The organism is Streptomyces sp. NPDC026589, assembly GCF_040638385.1.
Classification (GTDB): domain Bacteria; phylum Actinomycetota; class Actinomycetes; order Streptomycetales; family Streptomycetaceae; genus Streptomyces.
In genome coordinates this window covers 156,481-175,390 of the sequence record NZ_JBEZYG010000009.1, presented here as the reverse complement: position 1 = coordinate 175,390, position 18,910 = coordinate 156,481, and the positions used below count along the sequence as shown (strand labels likewise).

At 69.9% G+C, this 18,910-nt stretch carries 15 protein-coding genes; 6 read left to right on the top strand and 9 right to left on the bottom strand.

What is annotated here, in order from left to right; genetic code table 11:
* Nucleotides 1–1,289 precede the first annotated feature (1,289 nt).
* From AB0F29_RS17755 to AB0F29_RS17740, 4 genes are all read right to left on the bottom strand, one after another.
* Nucleotides 1,290–1,433 (bottom strand): DUF6760 family protein, encoded by a 144-nt coding sequence (locus AB0F29_RS17755; protein ID WP_007457431.1) that lies wholly within the window; start codon nucleotides 1,431–1,433, stop codon nucleotides 1,290–1,292.
* On the bottom strand, nucleotides 1,430–1,891 hold the full coding sequence (locus AB0F29_RS17750; protein WP_361873036.1) for a hypothetical protein: 462 nt from the start codon (nucleotides 1,889–1,891) through the stop codon (nucleotides 1,430–1,432). Before AB0F29_RS17750 ends, AB0F29_RS17755 begins: the two co-directional genes overlap by 4 nt.
* On the bottom strand, nucleotides 1,891–2,334 hold the full coding sequence (locus tag AB0F29_RS17745; protein WP_018960795.1) for a phage tail protein: 444 nt from the start codon (nucleotides 2,332–2,334) through the stop codon (nucleotides 1,891–1,893). Before AB0F29_RS17745 ends, AB0F29_RS17750 begins: the two co-directional genes overlap by 1 nt.
* A gap of 62 nt (nucleotides 2,335–2,396) precedes the next feature.
* Complete coding sequence (locus AB0F29_RS17740) at nucleotides 2,397–3,956, bottom strand: phage tail sheath subtilisin-like domain-containing protein (RefSeq protein ID WP_361873033.1); 1,560 nt, start codon at nucleotides 3,954–3,956, stop codon at nucleotides 2,397–2,399.
* A 541-nt stretch (nucleotides 3,957–4,497) separates the two neighbouring features.
* On the opposite strand from AB0F29_RS17740, the gene AB0F29_RS17735 reads away from it, so the two are divergent.
* The 4 genes from AB0F29_RS17735 (at nucleotide 4,498) to AB0F29_RS17720 (ending at nucleotide 9,321) form a co-directional block, all read left to right on the top strand.
* Complete coding sequence (locus tag AB0F29_RS17735) at nucleotides 4,498–7,995, top strand: hypothetical protein (RefSeq protein ID WP_361873030.1); 3,498 nt, start codon at nucleotides 4,498–4,500, stop codon at nucleotides 7,993–7,995.
* Nucleotides 7,996–8,028: 33 nt separating this feature from the next.
* Nucleotides 8,029–8,496 (top strand): DUF6301 family protein, encoded by a 468-nt coding sequence (locus tag AB0F29_RS17730; RefSeq protein WP_361873027.1) that lies wholly within the window; start codon nucleotides 8,029–8,031, stop codon nucleotides 8,494–8,496.
* Between the two features lie 145 nt (nucleotides 8,497–8,641).
* On the top strand, nucleotides 8,642–8,923 hold the full coding sequence (locus AB0F29_RS17725; RefSeq protein ID WP_361873024.1) for a hypothetical protein: 282 nt from the start codon (nucleotides 8,642–8,644) through the stop codon (nucleotides 8,921–8,923).
* Nucleotides 8,923–9,321, top strand: a complete 399-nt coding sequence (locus AB0F29_RS17720; RefSeq protein WP_361873021.1) for a DNA-binding protein — start codon at nucleotides 8,923–8,925, stop codon at nucleotides 9,319–9,321. Before AB0F29_RS17725 ends, AB0F29_RS17720 begins: the two co-directional genes overlap by 1 nt.
* A 41-nt stretch (nucleotides 9,322–9,362) precedes the next feature.
* Here the strand turns inward: AB0F29_RS17720 and AB0F29_RS17715 are convergent, their stop codons facing one another.
* From AB0F29_RS17715 to AB0F29_RS17700, 4 genes are all read right to left on the bottom strand, one after another.
* Nucleotides 9,363–11,441: an ATP-binding protein gene (locus AB0F29_RS17715; protein ID WP_361873018.1), complete on the bottom strand. Its 2,079-nt coding sequence runs from the start codon at nucleotides 11,439–11,441 to the stop codon at nucleotides 9,363–9,365.
* Complete coding sequence (locus AB0F29_RS17710; protein ID WP_361873015.1) at nucleotides 11,438–12,271, bottom strand: DUF4255 domain-containing protein; 834 nt, start codon at nucleotides 12,269–12,271, stop codon at nucleotides 11,438–11,440. Before AB0F29_RS17710 ends, AB0F29_RS17715 begins: the two co-directional genes overlap by 4 nt.
* A 31-nt stretch (nucleotides 12,272–12,302) precedes the next feature.
* Nucleotides 12,303–14,297, bottom strand: a complete 1,995-nt coding sequence (locus tag AB0F29_RS17705) for a VWA domain-containing protein (RefSeq protein WP_361873012.1) — start codon at nucleotides 14,295–14,297, stop codon at nucleotides 12,303–12,305.
* 255 nt (nucleotides 14,298–14,552) lie between these two features.
* Complete coding sequence (locus AB0F29_RS17700; protein ID WP_361873010.1) at nucleotides 14,553–15,179, bottom strand: response regulator transcription factor; 627 nt, start codon at nucleotides 15,177–15,179, stop codon at nucleotides 14,553–14,555.
* Between the two features lie 212 nt (nucleotides 15,180–15,391).
* Here AB0F29_RS17700 and AB0F29_RS17695 point away from each other — a divergent pair, with 212 nt between their 5' ends.
* Nucleotides 15,392–16,750 carry a hypothetical protein gene (locus AB0F29_RS17695; RefSeq protein WP_361873007.1) on the top strand — a complete coding sequence of 453 codons (1,359 nt, stop codon included), beginning with the start codon at nucleotides 15,392–15,394 and terminating at the stop codon, nucleotides 16,748–16,750.
* Nucleotides 16,751–16,816: 66 nt separating this feature from the next.
* Here AB0F29_RS17695 and AB0F29_RS17690 read toward each other — a convergent pair whose 3' ends face one another.
* Nucleotides 16,817–17,779, bottom strand: coding sequence for a DUF4157 domain-containing protein (locus AB0F29_RS17690; RefSeq protein WP_361873004.1), 963 nt, complete (start codon nucleotides 17,777–17,779; stop codon nucleotides 16,817–16,819).
* A gap of 245 nt (nucleotides 17,780–18,024) precedes the next feature.
* On the opposite strand from AB0F29_RS17690, the gene AB0F29_RS17685 reads away from it, so the two are divergent.
* Complete coding sequence (locus AB0F29_RS17685) at nucleotides 18,025–18,708, top strand: HhH-GPD-type base excision DNA repair protein (protein WP_361873002.1); 684 nt, start codon at nucleotides 18,025–18,027, stop codon at nucleotides 18,706–18,708.
* Nucleotides 18,709–18,910 lie beyond the last annotated feature (202 nt).

The window sequence follows — 18,910 nt, the reverse complement described above, 5'->3', positions numbered from 1 at the left end:
GGCGCGGGCCGCCCGGCGGGCCCGGAACCCGGCTCGGCGGCACGCTGTACGTCGACGTTCCGTGGAACCAGGGGCCGGTCGCCCAGGAGGGGAACGACGGGCCCGGTGTCGGAGGGGGCGGACGGGGAGGGCAGGGCAGGCAGGGCGGGGGACGGCCCGGAGAGGGCAGGCGGCCCGTCCGACCGCTGCACGAAACTCCCGTCACTTCCGGCACCCCCGGCACCACCGGTACTCCCGGCGTCACCCGCATCGCTCGCCCCACCCGCATCGCTCGCCCCACCGGCGGAAGCAGGCGCTCCCCCTGCCAGGTCATCGGGACGACCCCGGAGCACCTCCCCCACCAGCGGATCGTCACCGAGCAAGGGGGCAGTGGAGTGGCCCGATCCCCCCGACCGAACATCATCGGACAGACCGGGCACAGCCGGATCAGCAGGCGGGACCTGGCTCCCGGGGGCTTCCGGGCCGGAGGCGGCCCGCCGCTGGGCGGTCGGCGGCAGACCGGGCAACGGCGCACCGAGCCCGGGGGCCCGCCGGGCCCGCTCCCCCGCCGGAGGCATCGCAGCCCGTTGAACACCGACGCCGACGCCGCCGGCGGCCGGGGCGGGCGGCGGCTCGGGCAACGGGACCGGAGGCGTGGGCTCCGCCACGACGGGCCGCTCCCCCACCAGACGGCGTACGGGCAGCTCCTCCGCGCCCCCCGGATGGGTCACCGCCCCTGCGGAGGACGTCATGGCCGAGTGCTCACCGCCGTACAGACGCTGTACGGGTACAGCCACGGGTACGGGCGCGGGCGCGGACACCATCCCCGGCACGGCCTCGGGCCCGCCCACTCGCCCGAAGTGGGTCACCGCCCCCCGCATCGGCATGTCCACGGACCGCTGAGCAGCGACGGACGACGGCGACGAGGGCGGCGGCGAGGGCGGCGACGACGGGGCGGACTCCGCTACACCGACCCCGCGCACAAGTCCGGCCGGAGCATCAGGGCTCACCAGGTGCCCGAGCGGGGTTCCGAGCGCGGTGTCCTGACGGGTGGTGAGCGACGCCTCGAACTCCGTCGGACCCACGGTCAGTTGCTGCCCGGACACCACCCGCTGGATCGGCTCCAGCCGGTTCAGGTCGACCCGTTCGCCACGATCGGCCACAGGCACAGGCACGGTCGCAGGGACGAGGGCGGGCGCATCGCCGGAGCGGTCAGCACCGCCGCGTCCGCCCCGCAGCCAGGACATCAATCCCATGAGCTCCTCGTCCTCCCCTGCGCGGTGTATCCCGCCCGGCCGTCGGGCAGGGCCTCAGTGCCCGTTGAGGCGGGCGACCTGGGCGACGAACTTCAGGCGTTCCGGATGTTCCAGGTCCAGCAGGTCGTCCAGCGGCCAGTGGAAGTGGTAGGCGAGGTACGCGACCTCCTCGTAGAGCAGGTCGGCCGCGTACGTCACGATTCCCCCAGGCGGCCACCGGCGAGATTCACCGCGAACTCCTCGTCGCAGGACGGGCAGGTGACGGCGGCGCGGGTGTGGCCCTCGGCGTTGATCCGGCGGTAGAAGTCCTGGAGGAAGGCCAGGTCGGAGGCGAACAGATCCTCGATGACACCGGGGTGGATGTCCTCGACCGTGCCGATGCGCGTCACGACCCGCGAGATGAGGACCACCGACAGATAGGCGGAGTTCTCCCTGACCCGGTCGTCCCGCAGGGGGACCAGCTCGTCGCGTGCGGTGGCGAGACGCATCACGCCCGTACGATGGACGGCCCCCGACTCGTCGACGTAACCGCGCGGCAGCTCGAAGCCGAACTCCGTGCGCAGCGACTCCTGTTGGCGCGCCCCCGGGCCGCCCCGCGCACCGGCCGCCCCTGCGTCGATCTGCTCCGGGCTCTGGAACTGGACCGAGCGGCGCATCAGTCGAGTTCCATGGCCTCGTAGGTGATCGCCAGCTTCTCGGTCAGCACCGAGGTGTCACCGGCCTTCAGGGTGCCGATCTCCAGGGACTTCGGCCAGGCGTTGATGAGCTTGTAGCGCTTGATCGGCAGGCCTTCGTAGTCGTAGACGATGACGGCGCCGTTGCGGCGGGCGTTCGTCATGCGGCCGAACCGCGAGTCCTTGATCCACCGTTCGAAGCTGTTGTCCTCGGTGAGACCGCGCGTCACGGTGACCTCGCCCGCCTTGGGGCGGCCGGGCAGCTTCTTGATGGCGTACTTGCCGTCGAAGGTGTTCTGCTTCAGCTCGATGACGTCCTGTTCCATCTTCAGACCGCTGACCTCGGTGATCTGCTTGATGATGACGCTGTCGAATTCGAGACCGAAGGAATGCCCGACGGAACTGTCGAGATCGGGAAGTGGCACAGCAGACTCCTTACGCCGGACTCAGGAACGGGCTGTCAGCGATCAACGGGGGCGGCGGCCGGTCATTCGTCGACACCACCGCTGCCGCCGGTCAGCTGGGAGAGCCGGAACACCACGAACTCGGCCGGTTTGACGGGGGCGACCCCGATCTCGCAGATGACCTGCCCCGCGTCGATGCTCTCCGGCGGGTTCGTCTCGCGGTCGCACTTCACGTAGAACGCCTCCTCGGGGGTCAGCCCGAACAGCGAACCCTTGCGCCACTCGTTGACGAGGAACGCCGAGACCGTGCGCCGGACACGGGCCCACAGGGCGTCGTCGTTCGGCTCGAAGACGACCCACTGCGTACCGGCGAGGATCGACTCCTCCAGGTAGTTGAAGAGCCGCCGGACGTTCAGATACCGCCAGGCGGGGTCGGAGGCCAGCGTCCGTGCGCCCCACACCCGGATGCCCCGGCCGGGGAAGGCGCGGATGCAGTTCAGCCCGATCGGGTTGAGGAGGTCGTGCTCGCCCTTGGTGAGCTGGGTCGCCAGCGCGACGGCTCCCCGGACGACCTCGTTCGCGGGGGCCTTGTGCACGCCCCGCGTATCGTCGTTGCGCGCCCAGACCCCGGCGATGTGCCCGCTGGGCGGTACGAGGGTGGCGCGGCCGGACGCGGGGTCGGCGACGCTGATCCAGGGGTAGTAGAGCGTGGCGTACTTGGAGTCGAAGTTGGCCTGCCCGGTGCGCCAGCCGCGGATCTGCTGAGGGGTGAGTCCGGGCGGCGGGTCGAGGATGGCCACCCGGTCGCCCATCAGCTCGCAGTGGGTGATCAGCCCCTGCTGGACGGCGATGACCGACTCCAGGTCGAGCAGCCCGCGTTCGTACGCGCTCATCAGGTCGGGCACGGCGATCATCGTGACCTCGTCGACCGCTTCCAGGCCGCCCAGCCCCGTACGGCGGTCGGCGTCCCCGACGTACACCTCGGGGGCCATCGCACCGGAGCTGCCGGCGGCGGGGGCGGCCGGGGCGAGGACCACCGTCTGCGGCGCGGGCGGTGCGGGGGCTGCGCCGCGCCCGGACTCCCGTACCTCGATCAGCTCGGACTTGGCGTTGACGCGGGTGGCGACGTTGTCCTTGCTGCGCTTGGTGGTGACGGCGGGGTACGTCTCCACGACCTGGCCGTCACGCTTCACCAGGAACCGGAAGACGTCGGCGGGCGGGTCGTCGCCCTCCACCGGGGCGACCTCCACGCTGATCTCCCCGCTCACGCCGGGCCGGGGCCGTACGGCGTAGGGCCCGACCGGGACCTCGGCGCCGACAGGCAGTTCGCCGGCCGCCCCGGTGTCGCGCTCTTCGGCCTCGACGTGAGCCGCTGTCGTGCCGTCGTCGACGCGCACGACGTAACAGACGCCGCCACCGTTGGCGAAGAAGCCGTAGACGGCGGACGCGAGGTAGGTGCCGTCGACGAAGTCGCCGAACGTGGCGACGAACTGGCTCCAGTTGGTGATCAGCGTCGCCTCGTCGAACGGCCCCTTCTGCGCGAAGCCGACGAAGGCGGCGACCGAGGTGCCCACCCCTTCGATCGGCCGGGATCCGGACTCGACCTCTTCGACGTAGACGCCGGGGGACAGGTACGACGGCATAAGGCCTCTCCTCGACACACTCCTGGACGCACTGCTCGACCGTGGGACGCGGGCCATTCTCGCCACTGCGGCGATCACCGGGAACGGACGGTCGGCCGCCCCGCCGCGCATCAAGGGCTGCCCGATGAGGCAACGCCACCGCGCCACCAGTGCCGCCCCGCCCTGCCCCGTACGCGGTCCGCGCGCGCTGCGTACGTCCCCGGATTCCCCGGCACGGTGGCGACCACCACGCATGCCCCCCATCCGGGCCGTCCGGGCCATCCGGGCGGCCTCCTGGCCGGCGGGGGCGGGAGGGGCGGGAGGGCGGATGAAGGCGGTTCCGGAGAAGCCTTCCGCGACGCCACCGCGTCAGGACGCCGTGCACACCCCGAACCTCGACGCCGTACACGCCCCGGACCACGACGCCGTACACGCCCCGGACCACTGGACGGCACACACTCCGGCCCTCGACTCCTCCTCCTCCTCATCCTCATCCTCGGTCCCCCCAGCCCTCGAACTCTCCCGCTCGGAAGCGCCGCGCACGGAGCGGGCGGCCACGGCCATGCCCCCCGACCGCCGCCCCGACCGCCGCTCGATCCAACGGCTCCAGCGGATGGCGGGGAACGGGGCGGTGTCGCGGCTGGTCGCCCAGCGGTACACGGCGCCGATGAAGCCGTCCCCGGCGCAGGCGGCGGGGTTCCGCAGGGTGAAGGCCGATGTGGCGGGGAAGAAGACCCGGCTCGCCGCACACGCCCCGGCGGCCAGTGAATCGAAGGCCTCGCAGGACGCGGCGGTGGCCCCGCCGGACGACAAGGAGGCCCAGGGCAAGGCGGCGAACGCCGAGAAGATGAACGCGGCGAAGCCCGGGGAGTTCGACAAGAAGGCGTTCATCGACGCGGTGAACAAGGCGATCGACTCCCAGGCCCCCAAGAACCTCGACGAGGCCGACAAGTTCGCCAAGTCCGGCAAGGCGGACCAGGTCAAGGCGGAGGTCGACGGCAAGGTCACCGACGGCAAGGATTCGTCCGCCAAGGACATCGACACGGCGACGAAGGCCCCGCCCGACACCTCGGCCGCCAAGGACAAGCAGGTCACCCCGCTCTCCCCCGACCAGGCTCCCGGCAACCCGGGCGCACCGTCCGCCACGGACGCGGTCCCCGAGAAGCAGCCGGCGGCCGTCACGGACTTCTCCGAGGGGCCGGCCGAGAACGACAAGGCGATGGCGGACGCCGAGGTCACCGAGGAACAGCTGGCCAAGGGCAACGAACCGGAGTTCAACGAGGCGCTGTCGGCGAAGAAAACCTCCGAGGCGGACGCGGCGAAGGCCCCCGCGAAGGGAAAGGCGGCGGAGGACCAGCAGCTCTCCACCGCGAAACAGAACGCGGCGGCCTCCGGAGCCCAGGCGATGGCGGGCCTCACCTCCACCCGGGCCACCGCCGGCAAACAGGTGGACGGCGGCAAGAACGACACGAAGTCGAAGGACGAGAAGAAGCGCGCCGAGGTCACGGCAAAACTCCAGAAGGTCTACGACGGCACGAAGAAGGACGTCGAGGACACCCTGTCCGGCCTGGACAAGAAGGTGGACACGGCGTTCACGTCGGGCGAGAAGTCAGCGCGGGACGCGTTCACGGCCGACCACAAGAGCCGGATGAAGAAGTACAAGGACAAGCGGTACTCGGGCATACGGGGCAAGGTCCGCTGGGTCAAGGACAAGTTCGCCGGCCTGCCGAAGGCAGCGAACGACCTCTACCAGGAGTCCCGCAAGCTCTACGTCTCCCGCATGCAGACGGTCATCTCCTCGGTAGCCGACATCATCGGCGCCGAACTCGGCAAGGCGAAGGCCCGCATAGCCAAGGGCCGCACGGAGCTGAAGGCCGAGGTCGACAGACTCCCGGCCGACCTGAAGCAGTTCGGCGAGGAGGCGGCGAAGGACTTCGCGGGCAAGTTCGACGACCTGGAAGCCACGGTCAACGAGAAGTCGGAACAGCTGGTCCAGGACCTGGCCCAGAAGTACACCGCCGCCCTCAACAAGATCGACGAGGAGATCAAAAAGCTCCAGGAGGCCAACAAGGGCCTCATCGACAAGGCGAAGGACGCCATCGTCGGCGCCATCAAAACGATCAACGAGCTGAAGAACCTGCTCCTGGGCATCCTCGCCAAGGCCGCCTCCGCGATCATGAAGATCATCAAGGACCCGATCGGGTTCCTGGGCAACCTGGTGAAAGCGGTCGGCGCGGGCCTGAACCTCTTCATCACGAACATCGCCGACCACCTGAAGACCGGCGTCGTCTCCTGGCTGCTGGGCACCGCGGTAAAGGCGGGCCTGGACCTCCCGGCCAAGTTCGACCTCAAGGGAATCATCCAGCTCATCGGCTCGATGCTCGGCCTGACCTGGGACAACATCCGCACCCGCGTCACCCGCAAGGGCGTCCCCGACGAGGCGATGAGCGCGGTCGAAACCTCGGTCCCGGTGGCGAAGAATCTCGCCGCCGAAGGCCCGGCCGGCGCGGTCAAGGAGATCCAGGCAGAGGCGGGCGACCTCAAAGCCACCATCCTCGGCAAGCTGACGACCTACCTGATCCCCACGGTCCTCATCGCGGGCATCACCTGGATCATCTCCCTGCTCAACCCCGCCTCCGCGTTCGTCCGCGCGGTCAAGGGGATCATCGACATCGTCACGTTCATCGTGACGCAGGGCGCCCAGATCGCGGACTTCGTCAACGCGGTCCTGGACGCGGTCATCGCCATCGCCAACGGCGGCCAGGCAGGCGTCCCCAAACTCATCGAAGCCGCCCTCGCCTCCAGCGTCCCCCTCCTGATCGGCTTCCTGGCCGCCCTACTGGGCATCGGCGGCCTCGCCAACAAGGTCAAGTCGGTCTTCCAGTCGGTGTCACGACCGGTGACCCGGGCCATCGACAAGATCGTCGACTTCATCGCCAGGAAGGGGAAGGCGCTGGCGAAAAACCTTAAAGCCAAGGCGCGTGGCGGAGACGACACACCGCAGGGAAAACGCCAGCGCCTCGACAAAGCAATGTCCGTCGCAGTGAAGGTGGCGAATAGATTCAGCGGCCGCCTCGTGGGCAGGGAAACCCTCAGTAGGGCACTGTCAGCAATTCGCCGCCGCTACGGACTCGAATCGCTGACACCGAAGAAGGACGGCGAGTATTGGACGATTCACGGCCGAATAAACCCGGCCGCAAGCGAGCGCTCCATGGCCCAAGTGGTCGGAAAGATGAAGTGGTACAAGAACAAAAATTCGCAGAATAATTTTGACGCTTCCGAGACGGCAGAGTTGGACCAGCTCATACTGGATTCAGAGGCAGGGGAGTTCACGGAGGCGGCGGCATACGAAAAGTACAAGAACCTTGTCAGCAAATCGAAGGCGCGCAGAGAGAAATACGTCGAGGCCACCAGGGGGGCCGAAGAGCCGCACACAGTGAAAGATCACTCCGGAGAGTCGATGGATAAGATTGAAAAAGAACGCGAGAAGCTCCGCAAAGAACGTCAGGAGATCAACAAGGAAAGGAAGCGCCTAGCAAAAGCGCTAGGAATGAACGATCCCGATAAAATCAACGCGAAACATCTGGAGGAACAGCGACTCATGGGTCGCGGCAAAGAAGTTGGCGATTTCCTGGCCCAGGATGACAAGTATAAGGAACGAGGAAAAGCCCTCAACAAGGAATCAGAGAAGTTGGGCATGATTGCCGCTCGCGACTTTGGAGCATCCAGGGGGGCTGTACCCATGTACGAAGGCCCTCCAGGAGCCCCAGGCACTTTTGATCTAGCCATGCTCAAGCCTGGACCACCACCCAGCCTATTCATCATGGAAGCGAAGGGAGGGGGCAGCCAACTCGGAACCAGGTCGATCGAAGGAACCGCCTACCAACAGGGCCACTCCGCGTACTTGAATTGGACGCTGAAGAACGACAAGGAATTCCGCCAGGAAGCCGCCGCAAGAGGATTGATTGCGAGCATAGAGGACGGAACAATTAAAATTGAGTACCATTTAGTTATGGCCCCTGGGGGGCGCAAGGTCACCGTACAGGAGTTCATCGTTTAACGAGACACGCTCTCCACAAATCAGGAGTAATAAATGATTCGCCGACTCACCGGGGAACAGGTAGTGGATCTTGCGCTGCGACTCGAAGAGATTAGTTGGAATTGGACCTCCAGCGAGATCGCCGAGGTTCTTCGAACGGCTCAACTCACCCCTCTGGACTCACTCGATATCTCATCGATCCCCATCGAACACCCAGACCTGAGGGGCGTTCGCGGGTTCGTTGTGAATCTGAACGAAAGGTCAGTCGTTCTCGAAATCAACGTTACCTTGACTGAGGTTTCACCACGTAACGACATCCACGCACAGGACCAAATGGATGTAGCTTTTCAGGAATATTTGACTGCCCTGATCTCGACGTTCGGAGACCCCGACGACTACCCGGAAGAATCCGTCATCGCCTGGGATCGCGGAGAAGAGAGGCTGAATCTCCGGCGGCTCGGCATCGCAGTAGACCTATCATGGCAAGGCGATGAAGGAATTCACTTCTACGACAACGACTGAGGTGTAGCAGGTTTCACGAGGTACGGGCATGCGGGAAAGCCCGGCGACGCAAGGCCGACGTCACACTCCGACAACCAGGTCAGCAGCCCCCAAATTGAGCCAAAGGTGCCTCACATTCTACTAGTAGATCTATTAGAATGGGCTCATGAGCGACGAAGTCACCTACAGACCAGGTGAAGGCCCCACCGCCAACGTCTCCGTCAGCCTGCACTCCGGCAACATCGCCGCCGTCCGCGCCCGCGTCGGGAAGCGCGGGTTCTCCGCCTACGTGGACGCCGCCGTGCAGCGACAGATCGAGCGGGACAACCTCGCCGAGCTGACCGCCGCGCACGAAGCGGAGCACGGTGGGTTCAGCTCATCGGAGATCGATGCCGCCCGTGCCCTGCTGCGCGGGGACGCCGGCGGTGACGTGGGGAGCGCGGCTTGATGAACCGGCCGGGCACCCTCGTCCTGGACAGCGAAGGGCTGTCGAAGGTCGTCGCCGATGACCGCCAGGTCATGGCCCTGGTACGCGGGGCCGAGCAGGAGGACATGCGGGTCGTGACCAGCATCCTCACGCTCATCGAGGCGCACCACGCGCGGGTGAACTCAGCCCGCTTCAACTGGGCCGTGTCCCGGCTGAACGTGGAGCCGGTCACCGACGAGATCGGGCGCACGGCGATGGCCCTGCTCGTTGACGCGGGCCTTCATGGGCACAAGTACGCCATCGACTCCGTGGTCGCCGCCACCGCGCTCCACGCTCCCAAGCCGGCCGTGGTCCTGACCTCCGATCCCGAGGACCTGACCATGCTCTGCGGCGACCGCGTCCGCATCGTCAAAGTCTGATCCCCGCCCTCAAGGCCGCCCCACTTACTGGTCCCCGGCTCTCAGGTCACCAGCCCCAAATACGGCCCGAACTCCGAAGCCAGCGTCAGCCGCCCCAGCTTCTGGTACTCCCGCTGGATCGCGTGGATCACCGTCTCCATCGTCACCGCGCCCCCCGCCTCCGCCGCCAGGTACGCCGAAGTCACCGCGATCGAGCGGATGTTGCCGCCCGCCAGCTCGAAGTTCTCGGCGCAGAACGGCAGGTCCAGGTCCGTGCCGCGCGGGAGGGTCGGGCCCAGGCAGCGGTCCCAGAGGAGGAGGCGTTGTTCGGGGTCCGGGACCGGGAAGTCGATGACCAGGTCCAGGCGGCGGGTGAAGGCGTCGTCCAGGTTGGCGCGGAGGTTGGTGGCGAGGATGGCCAGGCCGTCGAAGGACTCCATGCGTTGCAGGAGATACGCGCTCTCCACGTTGGCGTAGCGGTCGTGCGCGTCCTTCACGTCCGAGCGCTTGCCGAAGATCGCGTCCGCCTCGTCGAAGAGGAGCACGCCGTTCACGCCCGCCGCCTCCGTGAAGATCCGCTCCAGGTTCTTCTCCGTCTCGCCCACGTACTTGTCGATCACCGTCGCCAGGTCGACCGTGTACAGGTCCAGCCCCAGGTCCGCGGCGATCACCTCCGCCGACATCGTCTTGCCCGTGCCGGAGTCGCCGGCGAACAGCGCCGACACCCCCCGGCCCCGGCCCCCGCCCGGCCGCATCCCCCACTCACCCAGCACCCGGTCACGGTGCCGGGCGCGGGCCGTGAGTTCGCGGAGCTGGGTGTGGGTGTCGGGCGGGAGGACCAGGTCGTCCCAGGTCACCGTGGGTTCGATGCGGCGGGCCAGCCGGTCCAAGCCTGCCGCGTTCTGGGCGCGGGCCCCCCGCCGTACGTGGTCCGCGGTGAGATCGCCGCCCGCCAGCCGGGCCGCCTGGGCGGCTGAGCGGGCGGCCCCGGTGATCTGTTCCGGGGTGAGGAGGAACGGGGCCAGCAGCAGGTCCGGGGCGATGGAGGCCGGAAGCGGCGCGTCCTCCCGGAGCCGGTACGCGTCCCGCCACAGCGCCCCCCTCGCCGACGGCTCCACCCGGGGCGCGTGCAGCAGCAGGGGCGGGGCGACCGACCAGGACGCGTCCCAGGGCGCCCGGCCCACCAGGACGGTGGGGACCGGGGTGGCCGTGAGGAGCCTCAGCAGCCCCGGGCGCTCCCTGGACACCGCGTCCAGCGGCGCGCAGACCAGGCCCGCCCCCGTCAGGCGCGCCTCCCGGGCCAGGGCGTTCACCGCCTCGGCGGGCGACGGGTCCTCCGCCAGCCGGGCCAGGTCCAGGCCCAGGACCCCCCGGCCCGCCCGTGTCAGCGCCGACGCGGCGAGCGCCGTGCCCGCGCCGCCCTGGTCCTCGCTCAGGTAGGCAAGCCGGACGCCGTCGGCGAGGACTCCGGCGAGCGGGGCCGGGTCGCCCACCCCGGGCACGGCCCGCCACGGGGCCAGCAGGTCCGCCAGTCGCGGGTCCGGGGTGTCGTCGCCCAGCAGGTGCGCGGCCACCCGGTCCGGCACCCGCAGCGCCCGGCTCAGGAACGGGCGGTGCAGGTCCTCCGCCAGGAGCAGACCGCCGGCCCGGAGCGGTGCCCCCGCCGCCAGCCGGGCCCGGGCCGCGGGATCGGAGAGGGCCGCGCCGCACAGGCCCAGGGCCAGCCCGATGGACGGGCGGCGCCGGGAAACGTCGTCGTTCAGATAGCCGTAGAACGCCTCGAAGCGGTCGTCCAGATCCGGTACGAGCGCGATGAGCAGGATCTCCGTGTCCAGAAGGGTGAGGCCGAACTCCCGCGCGAGCGCCGCCAGTCGGGAATCCTCTTCCGTCCCGGCGGCCCCTTCCCCGGCCGGCGAACCCTCGGCCGGGGAACCGTTCAGCGCTGGAAACCCCCTCGCACCCTCCTCGTCCAGCAGCCGCACGATGCTGTCATCCGTGAGATACAGGCCCCGGAAGTCGTCGTCCGGGTCCGGATCGGTGCTCCGCCGCAGCTCCACCGCGTGCCGGATGCGCCGCTCCACGGCCGCCGCCCGGGCGAGCAGATGGCGGAGGTCCGGGTCGACGGCGTCCCGCGCCGTCATACGTCCCCTTCCTCGGATGGCGTACCCCGTCTCCCGGGTTGCGTGCCCCCGGGTGGCGTGCCCCGCCCCTCAGGTGGCGTCCCCCGCCGCTCCGTGATCCGCAGTGACACCGCCCGTCCGTGCGCCCCGCCCGAGGGCCCGGAGGAAGGCTCCCGGACCGGCCGCCCGGGACGCGACCCGTACACCGGCAGCCCCGGCCGGCCCGGTTGCGCCTCCGTCGTACCCGCCCCCGCACGCTCCCCGGGAACCGGCGCGGGTACATCCCCGAACTGCGCCCGCAGCCCCTCGTCGCCCACCGGCGGACCCGCCTCGTAGACCGGCGAGGCCGTCACCGGAACGCTGATCACCAGGTCCAGCGAGGGCTTCAGCTCGCCGCCGAGCGCGCTCCACACATCGGCGAACGACCGGTCCTCCGGCGGCGGCAGCGCGATCGACATCGGGACGGCGGCCCCGACCTCGGCCAACGAGCCCGCCAGCCGCTCCGGGGGCAGCGCCTCGTACCGCAGCAGACAGGCCAGCAGCGAGGAGAGCAGCCGGTGTTCGTCCTCGGGGCGCTTCGTCCACGCCGTGATCAGGTACGACAGCTTGAAGAAGCGCGGCGGGCGGCGCCGGGCGACGATCGCCCCGCGCTCGTCGTACTCGTTGTGCAGGCCGCGCTCCCGCCGCCGCATGTCCTCGCGGATGTCGTAGAGGTAGAGGTTGACCATCGGGGCGTTGACCTTGGCCGCCCACTCCCGGGTCGGGGCGTCGAAGACCACCGCGATCTGGCGGCCCTCCAGCACCTCGGCCCGGATCAGGGCCCGCAGGACGTCGTCCACCTCATGGATCATCCGGTGACCGCCTCCGACGCGAAGAGTGAACTCATGAGCGACCCGCGAAGTCCGGTGGTTGCAGGTTGTGTTGCACGACCAGCACCGGTTTCCGCAGGCGCGGCAGATCGCGGGCCTCCGCCCGCAGGACCCGCGGGCCCAGCGTGTCCTTGCGCAGGACCAGCACCTGCACCTCGAAGGTGCCGTCCCGAGCGACCCGTACGCCGGACCGGTCCGCGGTGATGCCGATGTTCCACGTGAAACGTACGGTCTCGCCCGGCGGGTAGTCCTTGCCCCGGGCCAGTACCGGCTGCCCCGGTTTCGCCACCTGCGGGGTGACCGTCAGCGAGGGCTTGAGGACCCTCAGCCGGTCCACGTCCCGGTTGTTCGCCGCCCGTCCGTCGGGCAGGGTGCCGCGCACGGTGGCCCGTACATCACCGGTGACCGCCGCCCGGTAGGTCGCCGTCTGCGTCACCACGACCCGCTCCCCGGCGGCGATCGTGCAGGGCCGCGCCGCCGTGCACCGGCTCAGGCCGGGCAGGCTCCGGTCCTTCGACTCGTCCGTCCTCGGCCACGTCGCTCCGAGGACGACACCGGTCGCCGTATCCGGGCCCGCGTTGGTGATCGTGAACCGGGCGGTGGCGGGCCGCCCCACGTACGTACGGTCCGGGCTGACATCGGCCCGTACCGCGAGGTCGGAGGCCGGAGGCGGGGGCGGCGGCGGGGGCGGCGGAGGAGCGGGCGGGTCCGGCGGGTCCGGCGGCACCACGGGTTCCAGCACCTCGAACCGGGCCGTGTCCGCCCCCGTGTTGCCCGCCGCGTCCGTCGCGGAACAGGTGACCGTCGTCGTTCCGACCGGGAAGAGCGATCCGGACGGCGGGGCGCAGGTCACCGGCAGTGCCCCGTCCTGCGGGTCCGTCGCCGTGGCCGTGTAGTCGATGCGGACGCCGTCGTCGTCGGGCGCCCTGGCCGTACGGTCGTCCACGGTGACGACCGGGTCGTTGATGTCGTTCACGGCGATGCTGATCTTCTGCTGGAAGTCGGGGTCGGGTACGGCGGCGGGGCCGAGCGCGTCCGTCCCCGGCACCTGTGTGCCGAGCAGGAACTGCACGGTGCAGGTCAGCGTCGTGCCCTGGGGGGCATCGGCCGACACGTCGACCGTCTCCGTGAACTGCGCGGTTCCGCCGCTGGTCAGCCGTCTCGTCGGCGGGTCCAGGGCGACGCTGAGATGCGGGTCGCAGTCGACGAGTTCATGGCCGACGGAGGTGGGCAGGTTGTCGAAGCCGTTCATGATCGCTTCGGCCGTCTCGGCCGGCTGGATACCTTCGAGCAGTTGGCCACCGGTCGCTTCGATGATCCGGGTGGCCTGACCGGTTTCGGTCGGCGGAATCTCGATCTGACCCGGGAAGTCCGGGTTGTTGGCGTTCCCGTTGCCGTTCAGGCCGTCCCCGCGGTCACTCTCCACTTCGATGCCGATCACCCGGACTCCGTTGTCCTGAAGGCCGGCGATCGTGTCGTCGATGGTGTGACCGTTGCTCGGCGCGTGGCTGGAGGCGTCGCTGACCAGGACGACGACCGGGCTGGCGCCCTCACGGAACACCGTCTTGCCGTCCGCGCCGTCGGCGATCTCCCACAGCCCGTTGATCCAGTCCTCCGACGGGCCCATGCTGAACCCGCCGAGGTCCGTGCGCAGCCCGTTGACACCCGTCTGGACCAGGCTGATGTCGTCCGTCAGCTCTTGGAGGACCCAGAACCCCGCGTTCGGCCTGTCGACCTGCTGGTCGCCGAAAGTGGCGACCGCGAACCGCGAATCAGGCTCCTCGGCCCGGATCTTGCCGACGATGTCGGGCAGATTCTCCTGAACGCTCGTGATCGGAACCTCCATGCTCCCCGTACCGTCCACCAGCAGGACCACATCCGGCCGAGGCGGGATCGCCGGGGTCCGCACCCGCTTGTCCACGCCCGTCGAACCGCCCGGGTCGAGCGCCTCCTCCAGCGTCGCCGGGGTGACCCACGGCTCCGGCGGCACGGGCACGGCGGACGCCACACCGCTCACACCCGATGCGGGCGCGAGGCCGGCGGCCAGCAGCAGGAGAACGAGCCCGGCCGCTCGCCTCCGCGGTCCCGTTCCTGGCTGAAACCACCGCACAGCGTTCCCCTCCCCGCGCCACGCCCGATACCCGGAGGCCACCGTCGCGCACCGGCCGGCCGCGTGCGGAGAGAGACGAGCCACTTCCGCGGGAAGGCCGAACTGCCCGATGGTGCAGAGGTGTTCGTGATGGAGGCCTGAGCCGCCAGGTCGTCAGATAAGCCCCTGACGCATCGCGTACGCCACCGCGTGGGAGCGATTACGCAGTTGCAGACGGGTCATCACCGAGTGCAGCACGTTCTTGATCGTGCGCTCGGAGTACGCCAGCTTCGTCGCGATGTCCGCGGTGTCGTACCCCTCGGCCACCAGCCGCAGCACGTCCACCTCACGCGCGGCCAGGCCGGTGAAGTGCAGACCGCGCGGACCGAGCACCTGACCCTGGAGCCTGCCCACCTCTTCGAGGAGGCGTCCGAGCAGGTCGGAGGGGAGATGCCCCTCGCCCCGCGCCACCGTGCCGATGACCTGCACCAGATGGTCCGGCGTCGAGTCGGACCGCCTGACGACCCCCGCGACCCCGCACTCCGCCGCGCTCACCAGCTTCTGTTCGTCGATGTCCTTGGTCACCAGCACCGTGCGGCAGGTGCTGGTGCGCTGGATGTTGCGCAGGACGCGCAGGACCTCGTCGTCCACGGTGTCCACCACCATGACCACGACCTGGGGCGCCGGCTCCCCGTCGTCCCGGTCGACGACAGCGACCTCGGGGCGGGCCCGCAACTGGCTGGCCACTCCGGCCTGGGAAATCGGGTCCTGCGCGCGTAAAACGACAGTGATGCGCTCCATGCGAATGCTCCCCCTGGGCACCAGCCGGAAGCATCACACTGCAGGCACAAGCTCCACAGCTGTACTCGTCCGCCCCAGCCGTTGTGAGGCGGTCTAGAGATTCCCGTTCTTACCCGTGAGGAAACTAAAAGGTTACCTCGGGCATCACATCTGCCCGAAAGTGTTCCTCCGTGACCGGTGCCCACCCTCCGGCCCGGTCCTACGGTCCGCGTATGAGTCTTACCGCAAGCCTCGACGCGTCGTCCGTCACCGTCGTACCGGGCGAGGAGACGACCCTCCCCCTACAGATCCTCAACTCCGGCCGGACCGTCGAGGAGTACCATTTCGAGGTGGTCGGGACGTGTGCCGCCTGGTCGGCGATCGAGCCCGCGGTCCTCTCCCTGTACCCCGGCGACTCCGGAACCGTCTCCCTGGTCATGCGGCCGCCGCGCGAAGCGACGGTCCTCGCGGGCGAGAACACGTTCGGGATCCGGGTGATGCCGACCGGCGACCGGAGCGACACCGTGGTGCCCGAGGCCCGGGTGACCGTCCTGCCGTTCACCGAGACGACCGCCGAGCTGGTCCCGCGCGGCTCGAACGGGTCGCGCGGCGGGCGGCACCAGTTCGCCGTCGACAACCGCGGAAACACCCCGGTGACCGTACGGCTCGGGGCCCAGCCCGGTACGGAACAGGCGCGGGTCGTGTTCGCCGCCTCCGAGCTGCGGATCGAGCCGGGGCACGCGGAGTTCGCGAAGCTGCGGGTCCGCCCGGCGAAGCGGATGTGGCGCGGTACGCCGGTGACGCACGCCTTCCAGGTGTTCGCCGCCCCGCAGCCGCCCGAGGGCGAGGAGGCGCCGGCCCCGGTGCTGGTGGACGGCTCCTACCAGCAGGACCCGATCCTGCCGCGCTGGCTGCCCCGGGCCCTGCTCACCGCCGCTCTGCTGCTCCTCGTCCTGGTGGGACTCTGGTACGCGCTGCTGCGCCCGGCGGTGAAGTCCGCGGCCCGGGAGGCGGTCACTCCCGAGGCGGTACGGTCGGCCGCCGCGGCCGACAAGAGCAAGGCCCCGGAAGAGGGCGAGCAGGGCGGCGCGGGCTCCGGCGGCGGCGACTCCGCCGGGGCGGGCACGGGCGGCGGTGCGGCAAGCCCCACCCCGTCACCGGGCTCGTCCGCCTCGGGCGGCAACGGCAGCGGCGGGGGCGGCGGTGACGCGGCGGCGGGCGCCCCGACCAGCGCGCAGGTCCGGGTGCGGGACGGGGTGGGCGGCGGCCCGAACACCGGCACGGCCCTGGAGGTGCCCGCCGGTCACACCTTCCAGCTCACCGACATCGTGGTGCAGAACCCGCAGGGCGACGCGGGCACGGTCACCGTCACGGCCGGCGAGGACACCCGCGTCCTGAGCCTCGGTCTGGAGAACTTCCGCGACTCCGACTACCACTTCGTGACCCCGATCCTGGTGCCCGCGGGCGGCAAGGTCACGATGACGATCGACTGCAGGCGGATCGGGAAGCCGGTGGGCGCCCCGGCCCCCTCGCGGTGCTCGTCCTCGATGTTCCTGGGCGGGACGATGCGCCCGGACACGCCGACGGGCTGAAGCCCGCAGCGGAACCGGCCGACCCACCGACCCACCGACCCACCAGCCGACTGAAGCGGGCTCCTCTCAGGCCGGGGGCTTCTCCTCCTCTTCCTCCTCCCCCGGCTTCTTCTCCTCCGCACGCTGCACGAACAACCCCTGTACGTCGGCGGGTTGCTCGTCCTCGTCCTCCGTGGCCACCCGCTGCACGGCGGAGGCGGAGGCGGAGGCGGAGGCGGAGGCGGAGGCGGAGGCGGAGGCGGCAGCGGGTGCGGGCGCAGGGGCGGACATGGGGGCGGCCGGGGCCGGTGCGGCCTCCGGCGCGGGGTCGGACAGCACTCGGTCCGCGTTCGCGACGGCTTCGCGCTCGAACCGGTCCGAAGGGTCGCTGACCCGGATGCCGCCCGGGGCCTCCGTTCCCTCCACCGGGCCGTTGCGCTGCTGGATCACATGGGTCAGCTCATGGGCCAGCGTGGTGCGGCCCTGCGGGGATCCGGGGTCGTAGGCGTCGCGCTGGAACACCACGTTGTTGCCCACGGTGTACGCGTGCGCCCCGACGCCCTTCGCCGACTCGTGCGCGGCGGAGTCGTGGTGGACGCGCACGTCGGAGAAGTCCGCGCCCATCCGGCTCTCCATGTCCGTACGGGTGTCGGTGTCCAAGGGCGAACCGCCGGAGGAGACCACGTCGTGCACCGGCGACCGCTGTCCCTCGGGCTGCCCCGTCTGCGCCGTCTGCGCCGTCTGCTCGGCCTGCTCGGCGGTGGATTCGGCGGCCCCGGACCGGGAACGCTGGACCATCGCCCCGATCGCCCCGTTGCCGGCCGTCCGCTGGAGCAGCCCCATCCCGGCCGCTCCGACCACATCGGCCCGACCCGTGGCAGCGGCCCGGAAGACGTGGTGGGCCTGCTCGCCGGATGCCTCCGCGGCGGTTTCGCCGCGCTGCTCATCGCGCTCGTGGGCCTGTTCCCGCCCACCGTGTCCCTGGTGTCCACCGTGCTCGTGGTGCTCGTGGTGCTCGTGGCGTTCCTGCTCGATGTCGTGCGCGTCCATGCTCATCTCTCCCCTGACCGCGCTGTCCTCGGCATTCCACGATTACGGTGCGGCCCCCGGCCCGTCCAGCCCGCGCCCCGGCCCGGCCGGGGCATCCGGAGCTGCCTCATCGGGCAGCGCGGCGACACGGACGGACGCGCACACCACGACCTCCACGCGCCTGCCTACTCCCTTCGGCCGACAGGGAGAGGCCATCGGCGCAGTACCGGTCGCCGTCGTCCGCCGTGCTCGCGATGATCGGCAGCATGACCACGAGCGACAGCGGCAAGGACATCACCCTGCGGATCGCCCAGAATCCGGAGGCCGACGAGCTTCTCGGCCGCAGCCCGCTGGCCGCTCTGGTCGGCATGCTGCTGGACCAACAGGTTCCGATGGAGTGGGCGTTCACGGGCCCGTACACCCTCGCGGAGCGCCTGGGCTCCGATGACCTGGACGCGGGGCGGATCGCCGCCTACGACCCGGACGCCTTCACCGAACTGTTCACCACGAAACCGGCTCTGCACCGCTACCCCGGCTCCATGGCTCAGCGGGTGCAGCAGTTGTGCCGCTACCTGGTGGCGGAGTACGACGGCGACGCGAGCGCCGTGTGGCGGGACGCGGCGACCGGCGACGAGCTGCTGAAACGCCTCAACGCACTGCCCGGCTTCGGCGAACAGAAGGCGCGGATCTTCCTGGCGCTGCTCGGCAAGCAGTTCGGCGTACGGCCGGCGGGGTGGCGGGAGGCGGCGGGCCCGTACGGGGAGGCCGGATCGCGCCGGTCGGTCGCCGACATCACGGGCCCGGAGTCGCTCGTCGAGGTGCGCGCGTACAAGCAGGAGGCCAAGGCGGCGGCCAAAGCGACGAAGAAGGCGACCGGAACGGCGAAGAAGACGAGCGGGCCCTCGCCCAGAAAGTCGGGCGGCTCACCGAACGAGAAGTCGGGCAGGTAGTCGGCCTGATCCGGCGCTCGACGGAGAGGTGACGTGGTCGAGCGAGTGACGTGGTCGAGCGCCGGATCAGGCCGACACCCCCCTCTCACCGATCGAATCCGGCCACATCTGTTCACAGGCGCCACCCCACTCGCTAGCTTTCGCAGCACATTTGTTCAGCCGTTCAGGTACTGAGCCGCTCGGAGCACCGGCGGTCGGTTCA